Annotated in this window: 13 protein-coding genes; 2 read left to right on the top strand and 11 right to left on the bottom strand. The window is 47.5% G+C overall.

The features are described from left to right. Positions 1–92 precede the first annotated feature (92 nt). Positions 93–3,395 carry a transcription-repair coupling factor gene (mfd, locus tag EV210_RS07890; protein ID WP_132078142.1) on the bottom strand — a complete coding sequence of 1,101 codons (3,303 nt, stop codon included), beginning with the start codon at positions 3,393–3,395 and terminating at the stop codon, positions 93–95. A 275-nt stretch (positions 3,396–3,670) separates the two neighbouring features. On the opposite strand from mfd, the gene EV210_RS07885 reads away from it, so the two are divergent. Continuing rightward, positions 3,671–3,853: a hypothetical protein gene (locus tag EV210_RS07885; RefSeq protein WP_132078139.1), complete on the top strand. Its 183-nt coding sequence runs from the start codon at positions 3,671–3,673 to the stop codon at positions 3,851–3,853. Between the two features lie 55 nt (positions 3,854–3,908). Here the strand turns inward: EV210_RS07885 and EV210_RS07880 are convergent, their stop codons facing one another. The 9 genes from EV210_RS07880 to EV210_RS07840 all read right to left on the bottom strand — a co-directional run bounded on the left by EV210_RS07880 (position 3,909) and on the right by EV210_RS07840 (position 10,459). Next, entirely contained in the window at positions 3,909–4,154 is a 246-nt protein-coding gene (locus EV210_RS07880) for an anti-sigma-F factor Fin (RefSeq protein WP_132078136.1), read from the bottom strand. Then, a complete protein-coding gene (locus EV210_RS07875; RefSeq protein WP_132078134.1) occupies positions 4,151–4,549 on the bottom strand; it encodes a hypothetical protein in 399 nt (132 codons plus the stop codon). Before EV210_RS07875 ends, EV210_RS07880 begins: the two co-directional genes overlap by 4 nt. A gap of 142 nt (positions 4,550–4,691) precedes the next feature. Beyond that, positions 4,692–5,156: a DUF4879 domain-containing protein gene (locus EV210_RS07870; RefSeq protein ID WP_132078132.1), complete on the bottom strand. Its 465-nt coding sequence runs from the start codon at positions 5,154–5,156 to the stop codon at positions 4,692–4,694. 95 nt (positions 5,157–5,251) lie between these two features. After that, positions 5,252–6,145, bottom strand: a complete 894-nt coding sequence (locus tag EV210_RS07865; RefSeq protein ID WP_243650469.1) for a peptidoglycan DD-metalloendopeptidase family protein — start codon at positions 6,143–6,145, stop codon at positions 5,252–5,254. A gap of 169 nt (positions 6,146–6,314) precedes the next feature. Then, complete coding sequence (gene lepB / locus EV210_RS07860; protein WP_132078130.1) at positions 6,315–6,884, bottom strand: signal peptidase I; 570 nt, start codon at positions 6,882–6,884, stop codon at positions 6,315–6,317. A gap of 70 nt (positions 6,885–6,954) precedes the next feature. Beyond that, positions 6,955–7,386 (bottom strand): 3-hydroxyacyl-ACP dehydratase FabZ family protein, encoded by a 432-nt coding sequence (locus EV210_RS07855; protein ID WP_132078128.1) that lies wholly within the window; start codon positions 7,384–7,386, stop codon positions 6,955–6,957. Between the two features lie 43 nt (positions 7,387–7,429). Beyond that, positions 7,430–8,752 (bottom strand): class I adenylate-forming enzyme family protein, encoded by a 1,323-nt coding sequence (locus EV210_RS07850; RefSeq protein ID WP_243650468.1) that lies wholly within the window; start codon positions 8,750–8,752, stop codon positions 7,430–7,432. Positions 8,753–8,756: 4 nt separating this feature from the next. Further along, positions 8,757–9,911 carry a thiolase family protein gene (locus EV210_RS07845; protein ID WP_132078121.1) on the bottom strand — a complete coding sequence of 385 codons (1,155 nt, stop codon included), beginning with the start codon at positions 9,909–9,911 and terminating at the stop codon, positions 8,757–8,759. Next, positions 9,908–10,459, bottom strand: coding sequence for a biotin transporter BioY (locus EV210_RS07840; protein ID WP_132078118.1), 552 nt, complete (start codon positions 10,457–10,459; stop codon positions 9,908–9,910). The genes EV210_RS07845 and EV210_RS07840 overlap by 4 nt, the downstream gene beginning before the upstream one ends. 293 nt (positions 10,460–10,752) lie before the next feature. On the opposite strand from EV210_RS07840, the gene EV210_RS07835 reads away from it, so the two are divergent. Continuing rightward, complete coding sequence (locus tag EV210_RS07835; RefSeq protein ID WP_132078115.1) at positions 10,753–11,883, top strand: [Fe-Fe] hydrogenase large subunit C-terminal domain-containing protein; 1,131 nt, start codon at positions 10,753–10,755, stop codon at positions 11,881–11,883. Positions 11,884–11,959: 76 nt separating this feature from the next. On the opposite strand, the gene EV210_RS07830 is transcribed toward EV210_RS07835, so the two are convergent. Further along, positions 11,960–12,718, bottom strand: coding sequence for a transposase (locus EV210_RS07830; protein WP_132078112.1), 759 nt, complete (start codon positions 12,716–12,718; stop codon positions 11,960–11,962). Between the last annotated feature and the right edge of the window lie 99 nt (positions 12,719–12,817).

Here is a 12,817-nt window from a genome sequence, read left to right as displayed (position 1 = left end):
ATCCCCCCTTTTCTACAGTTTTTGACAATTGAGTTCAATGATAGTATATATCTCCATCCGTCAATTTATTCATTAACTGTAGCAGGGACAAATTATTGTTTCTCCGCCAAATTCGCGGGTTTTCCGGCAAGGCCGGAAAATATTTTTATTACCCACTCCAAAAGTGGAGTTGTTAATCTGGCTTTTTTCAGCCGCAAAGCAGGCGGTGGTCCCGGCAGGACAGATACTCTGCCAGCATACAGCAACGGCAGTTCCATCACCCGCTGGCCATCTACAGCCGGATTATCAGCAAACTGAACCTCAACATAATCAGAGCGCTCCAGTACCGTTCGCATCCCCAGCAGCCGGGCAAAATTCTTGATCCGGGCTACTGCCAGCAAGTTAAGGACAGGCTCAGGCGGCTCGCCAAAACGATCAATCAGTTCATCCGTCAAATCGGCCACATGCTCCTCTGTCCGCACTGCAGCGATACGTTGATAAATTTCAATTTTCTGCATAGCATCAGTAATGTACTCACCGCTAAGATAGGCATCAATATTAAATTCCAGTATCGGCTCCGGCTGCGGCACATATGCCTCGCCGGTCCGGGTTTCGTGGATTGCCTCATCCAGCAGGCGGCAGTACATTTCAAAACCAACACTGACAATATGTCCGCTCTGCTGGGCACCCAATATATTGCCTGCTCCCCGTATTTCCAAATCGCGCATAGCAATTTTGAAACCTGCACCCAGTTCGGTAAACTCTTTGATAGCATGGAGGCGCTTCTCAGCAACCTCTGTCAATACTTTATCCCGCCTATAGGTAAAATACGCGAAAGCCAGCCGGTGAGAACGTCCGACCCGGCCGCGCATTTGATATAGCTGCGACAAGCCGAAATGATCGGCATCATAGACAATCATTGTATTGGCGTTCGCTACATCCAGACCATTTTCAATCAAACTGGTACAAACCAAAATATCATAATGACCCTCATAAAAATCCAGCATTACCTGTTCCAGCAATTCGTCCGGCATTTGTCCATGCGCAACACCAATGCGGGCATCAGGCAGCATCTCACTGAGACGGGCGGAAATTTTATCAATCGATTGTACCCGGTTATAAACAAAATAAATTTGTCCTCCCCGCTTCATCTCGCGCCGAATAGCATCACGGATAATGGCTTCACTATATTCTACTACATAAGTTTGGACAGGAAATCTGTCTTCCGGCGGTGTTTCAATGATGCTCATATCCCGCGCCCCCACCAGCGACATGTGAAGCGTTCGGGGAATCGGGGTAGCGCTCAGGGTTAATACATCAATATTCGTGCGCCAGCGCTTTAATTTTTCTTTTTGGGCAACACCAAATCGCTGCTCTTCATCGACGATGAGCAGCCCCAAATCCTTAAACGTCACATCCTGATTCAGTAAGCGGTGCGTGCCAATTAAGACATCACATTGCCCCATGGCTACCTTGCTTAAGGTTGCTTTTTGCTCTTTGGTGCTGCGGAAGCGACTGACAACATCGACGGCAGGTCCAAAGCCGTTGAACCGGCTGCTGAAGGTCTGGTAATGCTGCTGAGCCAGTACCGTTGTCGGAACCAGAACCGCAACCTGTTTACCTCCCATAACAGCTTTAAATGCCGCCCGGATGGCAACCTCGGTTTTCCCGAAGCCAACATCGCCGCAAAGCAGCCGGTCCATAGGCCGGGCCTGTTCCATATCCTTTTTAATCTGACCTATAGCAGTCAGTTGATCCGGTGTCTCCTCAAACGGAAAAGCTTCTTCGAATTCACGCTGCCAGGGTGTATCCTGCTCAAATGCATAACCAGGCAGTACTTGCCGCTCGGCATAAAGCGCAATTAATTCCTTCGCCAAATCGGCAACAGCTGCTTTTGCTTTCGTCTTTGCTTTTATCCATTCAGTACCGCCCATTTTGTGCAGCCGCGGTACATCTCCCTCGGCCCCGATATATTTCTGCAGCAGATTCACCTGGTCGGTAGGTACATACAGCTTATCTTCACCGGCATAACGAATATGCAGGTAATCTTTATGAATACCTGCTACTTCCAACGTCTCAACGCCGACATACTTACCGATGCCATGGCTGACATGAACAACATAATCTCCTACGTTAAGATCACGAAAATAAGTGATTTGCTGATCTTTTGCCACACGCTGGCGCATGCGCTTTTTCTGGCGGCCAAAAATATCTTTTTCGGTAATCACAACTAATTTGGCTTGAGGCAATTCAAAGCCGCCCGAAAGGGTCCGAACCGTCAATACAGTCATCCCTGGAATGATCGTGTCCAGTTTTTCCGACACGGTAGCCGAAATGCCTTGCTGGATAAGATTTTGCTGCAGTGTCTGGGCTCGCTCCTGGCTGGACATCATAATGACGGTGGCAAAGTGATGGTCATGCCAGCTCTTCAGCTCATCCACTACTAATTCCATCTGCCGGTGAAAGGGCGCTATCCCTTTAGCCGTAATACTAATAACTTCTGCAGGTTCGGTATACGGAGTCTTTTGCAGAAGCAGCGAAAAATACAATACATTATAAGGGTACGAAGCAGTGATTAAGTTCTGCCAGTTATACACCTTATTTTTAATTTCCGGATTTTCTTTAATTACCTTGGTTATCGTTTCACGTAGGCGAGCCGGCTCGTCGAGCAGAACTGTTCCCTGCTCAGAAAGATAGGACAAAAATACTGCTAAACTGCCGCTATGTTCCGGTTCGGTTACCGGTAAAATATCCACTTGCTGTACGGTATCAACCGATCGCTGCGTAACCGTTTCAAATTCACGCATACTGTCAATTTCATCGCCAAACAATTCAATACGAACAGGCAGTGCACGGTTAACAGGGAAAACGTCGATTATGCCGCCGCGGACGCTGAACTGCCCCTTGCTGTCCACCTGGTCTACCCGCTCATAGCCGATTTTAACCAAAGACTCCAATATTTCCGTCCGGTCAATCTCTCCAGTGGCGGATAAGGTAACCTGGCTATTCAAGAATTCCTGTTTCGGCAATACTTTTTGCGCAGCACCTTCGGCCGTTGTTAAAACAATAATCCGTTCGCCGCGGGCCATCCTTCCCAGGACATCCATCCGCCGCGCCGTCAACTCCAGACTTTTCGCCGCTGCGGTAAATGTTACAATATCAGCTGCCGGCAGATCAACAACCGGCAAATCCGGTAACATGGTCGTCAAATCCGTACGCCATTGCTCAAGATTATCATTAGTTGCTGTAATAATTACCAGAGGCCGCTTGGACGCCCGCATACCGGCTGCGGCAATCACACTTTTTTGTGAACCTGTGATACCATAAACCAAGCTCTGTCTTCCTCGGGCTTGAAAGCAGGCCAAAGCCTGCTTAATCGTTTTATCTGTCTGTAAAGATTCGAATAAATGCTGCATATCGCACCTCTATATAAAATGCCTAAAAGGGCTTCAGCTTCGGCTAAAGCCCTGCAGGCATTGAAAGCCGGTACACAACTGCCCGCCGCTTTGCAATGCCTATATATCATGTGGTTATATTTTACCAACAAACCTTTTTTATTGTAGCACGTAACGACTGCTTCGTCTATCCTCAGCCGGTCCTGCTTTTGCCGTCAATCTGCCGGTAAAATGTTCCGGTAATGTATTGTTTACAAGAGGGAATTCTACTAGTAAATGTATATGGAGGTGATAGTATGGCAAAGGAAACTAAGACTTACAGCTTCTGGAACGGGAAAAATATTGAGGGAAAATCCTATGTCGGCAGCCCTGATTTATTAGAAGAAGCCCGGTCTGCAGAGCAAACGGAAATGAAGTACGAAGTAGGCAGCGAGACCGTATCAGCAGATGATCTGCAGCACGGCATTACGTATGAATAAAAACTCGAGGCAGGTTGAAAAACCTGCCTCTTGTTCTTTAAACGCTGCACTCACCTTAGTGAAGCACCGGTGTTGCCGGCACCAAGGCCCGAAAGCCCTCATCTGCTACCCCAAGCGACTCGATGCAGGCATCGCACAAGGACTGTACATACATAGCATTCATTAGAGGATCTACTGTTATCAGTTGACTTCGCTCTTCAGCGGTAAGGATATCAAAGCCAAACCGCACTTCATCAATTTTATCCACTTCAATGACATCAATGGCTTCCCCGCAATGCTCGCAGGTATAGTGAATCTTCATTCCTTTGCATCCCCTTTTGCACATAGCCGGATAATAACCGTATTCCAGACAACATGAGCTACAATAGCACCGGCAACTGCCAGCCAAACAGATCCGGTAAACCCGATCATCACTATTGTAATTACACCAAACAATGTATGTCCTGCTACGCTGCTTGCTGCTGCCTTCAGGCCGTTTCCACTAACGGTCAGCCAGTCATAAAAACCCTCAAGCAGTCCAAAAATAATATGAGTGGCCAGAATGTCCGCCCCTAAATACCAGGCCAGCAACGTCTTGGCTGCTTCTTCCACTGCCGGTCCATAGGTAAATATCACTTTAGGGCCAACATATTTAAGCAAGGTCTTGTTAATCAAAAAACTCAACGCCGCCATCAGACAAGCAATCGTATAGGTCATAGGCTCCTCATGTAGGGAATAATATCTTTATTGTTACCCGATGCCGGTCAGGCCTATACAGCTAAAATAAAAAAGCTCTCAGATACAGAAAAATGACTTTTCCTGTATCTGAGAGTCTTTGCATTCTCATCCCACTCTATTCTCATTCTGCCATATTTACATTGTTTACATGATCTTGGTAGTCACCGCCGCGAATTCCGGTAGCCTTCACGCTGAACTGACCAAGTGACCCTGCAGTATTCCCTGGCAGATCCGCAAGGGGAATGGAATAATATTTCCAGTATCCGCTAACAAATCCATCCGTGGTTATGTACGTGGTTTTGTAATTTACCAGCTTATTTTTATTAATTAATGATCCGTTCTGGTAAAAGAAAACCAGGTTCCAGTTAGGATAGCCAACAAACTGTACACACAAATACAGTGTGTCTCCGCTCAGCTTGTTGGGATAAATACTATGATTAACAGGTTTAATCCAATTTCCGGCGGAATCTGTCCCAATTCCGGCAATCTGAACACTAGACAGGTTAGGTGCCGGGCCGGCAGCAACGCTGGCGGCACAAGCAACTGCCAGAACCAGCATAACAAGTAAGATCACCGTTTTTTTCATGTAACCACCTCTGCTTAAGACGGTAAATTACGGATCTCTTCCTATTTTACCATAGTAACAGCGCAGCTGACAGCCCTATCGATTAGCATTCACCATTACTTCAAGTACAGCATCGGATTAACCGGTATACCTCCTAAGCGAACCTCAAAATGCAAATGGGGGCCGGTAGAATTGCCTGTATCACCCATATAGCCGATAGTTTGTCCGGCTTGCACATACTGCCCCTGGCTTACGGCAAAGCTGTCCAAATGGCCATAAAGTGTACTATATTCATTGCCATGCTCCATTACAATCGTGTAGCCATAGCCTCCCTGCCAGCCGGTAAATACCACACGCCCGCTTCTTGCTGCGCCAACGGGAGTCCCGACATCATTCGCAATATCAATGCCTGTGTGCGCCCTGCCCCAGCGATAGCCGAAGGGCGAAGAAAGCTCTCCTGCCGTCGGCCAGGCAAAGCGGGCAGCACCGGCTCTGGAGGCAGACTCTGCAGATCGGTAACGTCCGCCGGGAACAAAAATTTTCTCACCAAGTGACAGAATTTCACTCTTCTTGTTATTTGCCGCCATGATCTGCTCCACTGTCACACCATACAAATTGGCCAGTCTCCAAAATGTATCTTCAGCCTCGACAACATGCAATATGCCCCGTCCAGGCAATACAGTTAATTCCTCACCAGGGTAAATGGCATCTTCCATCTGTGGATTTGCGCTGATCAGCGTTTCTACATCAATATCGTATGTAGCAGCAATACCGCTTAAGGTCTCTCCTTCAGTCACAGTGTGAACACGGACCTCTTTAGCCGGAGCAGCCTGGGGCAAGGCAGGTTCGCGAACAGGCTGGGAAACCTCATTTTTTGTTTGCTCGCTAACCGGTGGTGCAGGCACTGTTAGTATAACGGCTGCTCCTGCAAACAGCCCCGCCGCTACCGCAACTATCATCAGCTGTGGCAGCGCACCGGAAACACCGGGTAAACCATAGCTCCATTTCAAGGTTAAACCACCTCGATTTTAAAAACTTAACTAGCTACTCTCTATAGCTTAATCGGGCTTGTCTCACTTTATGCATAAAGTGGCCAAATTTACCTGAATTGGAGTGTTCTTCCTATAACGTAAGAAACCGCCTGCAAAAATTTTGCAGGCGGCCGGGTTAGTGCTTCATTTAAATTTTATGAACGACTGTTCCCAAAACATGATTAAGCGGTATTGGGCCGATAATCCGGCTGTCACTGCTGTTATTGCGGTTATCTCCCATAACGTAAACATGATTGGCCGGTACGATCACTTTCTTTTCAGGGTAAAAACGCATATCTTCTTTTGTATACGTCTCATTCAGCACTTGTCCGTTGCGGACAACTTTACCATCCTGAAAAGTAATACTATCACCCGGTTTGCCGATAACACGTTTTACCCAGACATCATGGCTTAAAGAAGCCTGCCCTTTAAAAATACTCAGGTAATTGTTGACCGGCTCGGCAACATCGTCCTTCCAATCCCTGTCGCGGTTCACCCGGCTGTCAATAATGACAATATCACCGTACTCCGGCAGACGTTTGAACGTATGCGACAATTTGGAAACCACCAGATAATCAGCTTCCTGCAAGGTGGGCTCCATCGACTGCCCCACCACCTTGGTTGGTTGGAAAATAAAAATATGGACGAACAGCGCAATTGCCAGCGATATCGTTATTGAGTAAACCCACTCATATACTTCCTTAACAATCCTATTCATATAAATTGCCTCCCCTATAATCAGCAATTCCATTCTAGCAGAATATTTCTGGATAGGCAATTTGAAAGTCTTACCGTAACGCTGCATTCAGCTTGAGACAAAACCAGGTTGCCCGGAGAATGCGCCTGCCATTGCAGAAACTTTCTCCAGACTGCTTGATCAAACGGCTGGACAGCTTGTGATTTTGAACGACCATTTTGATGCTCGAACCCGGGCTGACAGCCGCAAAAAACCGAACCTTCTCCAATGCGGCCAAGCCCCACAGTTCTCTGCCCGTAATCCCCAGTTTGTTCACTCCTGCCCCGCCGCACTGTACCAATGCTTCAATCAACAGCGTTGGCGGGACAGTCTTCTTACCCGGCACATACTCCTGATAAAAAGGAAAAGCCGTATCATAGGTCATGACACCGGTAATTTCGCGGCTATCAGCCGAAATCAGCTCATCAACAAATAAAAAAGGGTCTCGCTGCGGCAGCAGCAGTTCCATTTCACGGCTGCGCATACAACCTCCTTATGCTTTCTATGGATAAGTCCATAACGATTTTTTAATCTGCCGTATATTCTTGCAAGCGCTTCCTGTCAACCTTACCGCTGGCCGTAAGCGGCATAGCATCAATAAAAATGATTTTCCGGGGACAGCAATGGGGAAACATTCTTTCCCGGCAAAAAGCGAGAACATCACGGTTTTTCAGTTCAGGCCGGTTCTTTACCAGCCAGGCGCATACCAGCTGCCCCCTAATCGGATCGTCAATTCCGCCCACTGCCGCTTCGGCAATCCCGGGACATTGCAGCAATACAGCTTCTACCTGTTCCGGTACTACCTTAACCCCGCCGCTGTTAATTATGCCTTGCATTCTGCCGTGCAACGATAAATATCCCTGGTCGTCCAGCTGTCCTAAATCACCAATCGATGCTTTAGGCCGGTACTGTGGCGCCAAATAAGGGCTCTCTACCCAGATAATCCCATCTTCAACGGTTATCGTTACACCCGGAAAAGCTTTGCCGACCGAACCGGGGTGCTCAATGAGCTCTGCCGCCGTTTGGTAAGTGATATGGCCCAGTTCACTTGCCCCGTAATATTCAATAATACGGGCCTTAGGAAATAACAGCAGCATTTGGCTTGCCGTATGGGGATCCAGTTTAGCACCTGCACTGCTAACTGCTGTAATATGAGAAAGCGGCCTATCCATTGCCTGCAGCAGCAGCCGGTAGTTGGCAGGCACCATGTAGATTGCGGTTGCCTGACAGCTAATCAGCTCATGCACCCAGCGGCGCGGCATGCGTCCGGCTGCAATTGTGACCGTACCGCCTGCTGCCAGCATTTGCAGGCAGATGTTGAGATTGCCCGTATAGACAAGCGAGCCGGTGATGTAAAGAGTATCCCTGCCGCTTAAGCCGAAGATTCTGTTCTGGGACGGAAATGCCCTGCACCAGCTCTGGTGGTCACGCCAAATCAACTTTGGACTGCCGGTGCTGCCTGAGCTGAAAGCACCAAGAAAAATATCCTCCTGATGAATCTCCGGCAAAGCGGAATCGTTAGCAGGAAGAGGAAATGCCTCATCAATAAAATGCGGTAACTGATGACGCTCCCTTACCGCCGCCGCCACATCAGCCCCTGCAGATGAATCGATAAGAACGCAGGCACCGCCTGCTTTGATTATTGCAAAAAAATACAGCAGCTGCTCCACCGGATCAGCCAGTTGGACCAATACGGCTTCGCCTTGTGCAATTCCCCCGGCTAGACGGCGGGCCAAGTGGTCGGTCCGATTTCTTAGTTCTCCATAAGTAAGCTGCCTTTCACCATGAATTAGACAGATCTTATCCCATTGGTCGCTATTGGCTGCGGTAAGAAAGTCATGAATAAGCACAATGTCAACACCTTTCAATCAAGCTGGCAACACCCATACCGCCGACTGCACCGATGGCGGCAATGCCCAGCTGCCCTTTGCCCTGCTGCAAAGCTTTAATCAGGTGCAGCAGGATAATGGCTCCGGAAGCACCATAGGGGTGCCCGTAAGCGAGGGCTCCCCCCAGCGTATTCGTCTGTTCCAGGCTATAGTCAAGCTCACGGCAGCAGGCCAGAATCTTCACCGCAAAAGCCTCATTGATCTCCAGCCGGTCAACTGCCGCCAGGGGCAAATCGGCCTGACGCAGCAGCTTGTGAATCGCCCCGACCGGACTTAGCGGAAACGTATTCGGATCCCGGCCGCAGGCTGCCGAGCCAAGCATAACCGCCAGGGGCTGCAGACCGTACTTTACCAGCGCCTTCTCGGAGGAGAGTAATACTACTGCCGCACCATCATGCTTCAGACAGGCATTGCCGGCTGTGATCCTGCCGCCACTCAAGAAAGCCGCCGGCATCCGTTCCAGTAATTTTAGCCGCATATTCTCACGAATACATTCATCAGCGTTAATCTGTTTTTCTTCAGTACCCAGCGGAAGAATCATATCATTTACTATACCTTGCTTTTTTGCCAGTGCAGCTCTCCGGTGGCTCTCCAGTGCCAGCTCGTCCATTTCCTGCCGGGAAATATCCAGTAGCCTGGCCAGATTTTCAGCAGCCTCACCGGTATCCGGATTGCCAATAGCAGCTGGCGAAAACGGTGCTTGTTCATAAAATACCGTTTCTCCCTGAAAGCGCGGATCAGCAGCGTGAAACTGCCGTCGTGGTGCCAGACTGGTACTTTCAACACCTCCGGCGATTACCAGATCCGCCTGACCGGACTGAATCAAAGCAGCTGCCAGATTAATCGCGCTTAAGCCCGAACCGCACTGTAAATCCACTGTCAAGGCAGGAATATGATAAGGCCACCCTGCTTCCAGCACAGAAACCCTGGCGATATTACCGCCAGGGCCCACGACATTCCCCAATATAACTTGATCCACCGCATTTGGGCTTAAGCCATTTCTGGTAATAACTGCATTCAGAACAGCAGCTGCCAGCTGTTCAGGCAAGAAATCCTTTAGAATGCCGCCAGTTTTACCGATAGGTGTTCTGACACCACCAGCAATATATACCTTACTCACAATGCCGCCTCCCGATTGCCTAACCGTTTATTCACCGCCGTACCAATAAAGGCTGTAGCAAAAACTTTAAGCAAATCACCAGGAATAAAAGGCAGTGCACCAGCCATAACCGCTTTTTCCAGTCCCATGCCGGTAACGGCACTAAGCCAAGTGACACCAAACAAATAAACAATCAGGATTCCGCCAACCAGATTAGCTGCAATTAGCCGCCAGAAACTGCTATTTTGCCTAACTAGCAGCGCAATGACTATGGCCCCCACTAAGTACCCCAGTAAATAGCCGCCTCTTGGCCCGAGCACAATCCCCAGTCCGCCGGTCATACCTGCAAATACCGGTACCCCAACCGCACCAAGCAGAATAAAGGTCAATACACTGGCGCCTGCCTGTCGGACAGTCAAGCTGCTTCCTGCCAGCATGACTCCCAAACTCTGCCCTGTAACGGGAACCGGACTGAAAGGCAGCGGTATCGAAATCAGCCCCAACACTGATATTAATGCGGCAAACATGGCCGGATAAACGAAATTGACGACTTTATTTTTTTCTCCCACTATAAACCCCTGCCGTTTCTTCTCAATATTCAGCACTACACTGTAAGCTGTAACTGAATTTGATTATAAAATGGCTCGTCCCTATTGTCAACCAAAAATTATTAAACGGTTAACGTCAGTTGTTAACGGATTTTCCTTCAAGGGAAACCACCCGGTTTATCGAGGTATTTCTTCATTTTGCTCTTCACAAAATAACCGAATAGCTTTCTGTTTTAAAATAACTGTGATAATCTAATAAGAGATAATCACCTGGAAATGCTAATCATATATAGAGAAAAGGAGCCGTCAAACACATGGAAACATTTAAAGATTTGCACAAGAAAATCCAGGAAGCATCTGCGTCAGCCAACGAAAGCGGCGCACCCGTAAAAGATCTATTCGATGATTTTGATAAAAGCCAGTTAAATTGTCTCTTCACTCCCGATATTCATCCGGTATTCTGGAATTTGGAAGCCTGCGTCACCAAAGCAACTGAGAATAGTGTAAAAATTTCCAAAGATGTACAGGCCTGTATGGAATCGCTGCATGGCAAAAAGAAATTGGCGTATGCATTAATTGCTCCAGCATTTATTGGTCAGTTCAGCGATGAAGTTACTCCTGGCATGCTGCGCAACGCCTTTAAGCAAATGGGATTTGACGGCATGGTGGAAGTTGCCGTTTTTGCCGATATTTTGACGTTGAAAGAAGCGCTGGAATTTGATCAGAACATTAATTCCGAAAGCGACTATCAGCTAACAAGCTGCTGCTGCCCCATGTGGATTGCCATGATTCGCAAAATTTACAGCGACCTCATGCCCCATGTACCGGCAACCGTATCACCGATGATCGCGGCAGGGCGTACGGTAAAAATCCTTCACCCTGATGCCCTCACCGTTTTTATTGGTCCCTGCGTCGCCAAAAAAGCGGAAGCCAAAGAGCCTGACATCAAAGGCGCCATCGACCATGTACTGACGTTTCAGGAGACCAAAGAGCTGTTTGATTTGCTGAACGTAGATTTAACCCTTTTTGCCGCCAATGAGAAAGAAAACTCCTCCAAAGCAGGACGAATCTACGCCCGCGTAGGCGGTGTCAGTGAAGCCGTAAAAAATACAGTCGAGCGCCTCAATCCTAACCGGAAGATTGCCATTAAAACGCGGCAGGCTGATGGTGTAGTAAACTGCAAAGCCATGGTCAACGAATTAGTATCCGGTCAGGTAAACGCCAACTTCTTTGAAGGCATGGGCTGCGTAGGTGGCTGCGTCGGCGGACCCAAATCAATTCTGGACAAAGATATTGCCAAAGATAACGTCAACACCTATGGCGAAAAAGCCATCTACCCAACTCCCATCGATAATCCCTACGTAATCGAACTGCTGCACCGGTTGGGCTTTGACACACCGGAAAGCCTGATCGAGGACAATAAATTCTTCACCCGAAAATTTTAAAGTTAGCGAACCATAAAGACCACTGCCAAAAGCAGTGGTCTTTATGATGATACAAGGGGACGGTTCTCCTGTATCATTATGCTCTTGCTACAATATTAACAGTCAACCCAGTTATTCTGGCAATCTGCCTTATGGATAACTGATTCTCTTGTTTTAGCTTTTTTAATATTTCATTCCGCCTACTCTTTTCTGCATTTCGTAATTCACTAAGCGACATATTACCAATTGCCTTCTCTATAATTTGTTTGACATCTTCATTCAGAAGCTTGCTTGATTCTGTAACATCTAATATGGAACCTTCACTCACTTCGGTATCTTCAGCTAAATAGTGCATTAGTCTTTGCTGGTCATTACAGAACATTCCTAATACAAAGTCACTATCGACAATCATAGGATTTCCCTTATATTCGTGATAACTACTCCAGCTATAGTCACCTACTTGAGAGACCAGCCCTGCTTTCAACGGATTCAGATGAATGTATTTCAATACCATCAATAAGTATCCATCATCCTCAACAGGCTCACTTTTGTAGCGATCTTGAAATAGATGCCCTGACCGCTTATATTTCAAGTTATACCAGTACACATAGCTAACTCCGATACGCTTCATTGCTACTTCCAGCACTTCTTTTCCTTCTTGGATCAGGAGATGAACATGATTATCCATCAAGCAATATCCCAATATCTTGTATCCGCTTTTTTCCTTGTACTGTTTGATTTTTTCGAAAAATTTCTGTTTATCTTCATCATCTTCAAATAAAATTTGTCGATTAATTCCTCGCAGCATTACATGGTAAATCCCGCTCTTACTCCTCTTACGTTCGTGACGTGGCATATTCACTCACCTCACTACCATTTTGTCTATTCCTTCTATTCCTTACGAATGATACAGCAGAACCGTCCCCTTGTATCACAGCAGAACCGTCCCCTTGTA

Source organism: Anaerospora hongkongensis (genome assembly GCF_004339805.1).
Taxonomy (GTDB): domain Bacteria; phylum Bacillota; class Negativicutes; order Sporomusales; family DSM-15969; genus Anaerospora; species Anaerospora hongkongensis.
This window is presented reverse-complemented; position numbering and strand designations above follow the sequence as displayed.

Excerpts from the sequence above, each read along its gene's own strand:
- EV210_RS07835 (WP_132078115.1), top strand. The coding sequence starts at position 10,753 with ATGGAAACATTTAAAGATTTGCACAAGAAAATCCAGGAAGCATCTGCG.
- EV210_RS07870 (WP_132078132.1), bottom strand. The coding sequence starts at position 5,156 with ATGAAAAAAACGGTGATCTTACTTGTTATGCTGGTTCTGGCAGTTGCT.
- EV210_RS07875 (WP_132078134.1), bottom strand. The coding sequence starts at position 4,549 with ATGACCTATACGATTGCTTGTCTGATGGCGGCGTTGAGTTTTTTGATT.
- lepB (WP_132078130.1), bottom strand. The coding sequence starts at position 6,884 with ATGAATAGGATTGTTAAGGAAGTATATGAGTGGGTTTACTCAATAACG.
- mfd (WP_132078142.1), bottom strand. The coding sequence starts at position 3,395 with ATGCAGCATTTATTCGAATCTTTACAGACAGATAAAACGATTAAGCAG.
- EV210_RS07830 (WP_132078112.1), bottom strand. The coding sequence starts at position 12,718 with ATGCCACGTCACGAACGTAAGAGGAGTAAGAGCGGGATTTACCATGTA.
- EV210_RS07855 (WP_132078128.1), bottom strand. The coding sequence starts at position 7,386 with ATGCGCAGCCGTGAAATGGAACTGCTGCTGCCGCAGCGAGACCCTTTT.
- EV210_RS07880 (WP_132078136.1), bottom strand. The coding sequence starts at position 4,154 with ATGAAGATTCACTATACCTGCGAGCATTGCGGGGAAGCCATTGATGTC.
- EV210_RS07885 (WP_132078139.1), top strand. The coding sequence starts at position 3,671 with ATGGCAAAGGAAACTAAGACTTACAGCTTCTGGAACGGGAAAAATATT.